Here is a 661-nt window from a genome sequence, read left to right as displayed (position 1 = left end):
CAGATAATGCCCGATGACTTTGTCATGCAGCTCCACCGATTTTGTGAGCGACAGCGACTTCCGTCCCAGCCGTGCCAGGTGCTGCCTCAGATTCAGGTTATGCCGCTCAATTCGCTGCGTATATCGCTTGCTGATTACGTGCAGCTTTCCCTTCAGGCGGGATTCATACAGCGGCCAGCCATCCGTCATCCATATCACCACGTCAAAGGGTGACAGCAGGCTCATAAGACGCCCCAGCGTCGCCATAGTGCGTTCACCGAATACGTGCGCAAACCGTCTTCCGGAGCCTGTCATACGCGTAAAACAGCCAGCGCTGGCGCGATTTAGCCCCGACGTATCCCCACTGTTCGTCCATTTCCGCGCAGACGATGACGTCACTGCCCGGCTGTATGCGCGAGGTTACCGACTGCGGCCTGAGTTTTTTAAGTGACGTAAAATCGTGTTGAGGCCAACGCCCATAATGCGGGCGGTTGCCCGGCATCCAACGCCATTCATGGCCATATCAATGATTTTCTGGTGCGTACCGGGTTGAGAAGCGGTGTAAGTGAACTGCAGTTGCCATGTTTTACGGCAGTGAGAGCAGAGATAGCGCTGATGTCCGGCGGTGCTTTTGCCGTTACGCACCACCCCGTCAGTAGCTGAACAGGAGGGACAGCTGATA

1 pseudogene is annotated in these 661 nt (G+C 55.8%); it reads right to left on the bottom strand.

Annotation, left to right across the window (positions count from 1 at the left end):
• A pseudogene (locus tag ACWKXX_RS22545) lies at positions 1-660 on the bottom strand (IS1 family transposase); the annotation flags it as partial.
• Between the last annotated feature and the right edge of the window lies 1 nt (position 661).

This window comes from Enterobacter sp. UPMP2061 (assembly GCF_053709615.1).
This window is presented reverse-complemented; position numbering and strand designations above follow the sequence as displayed.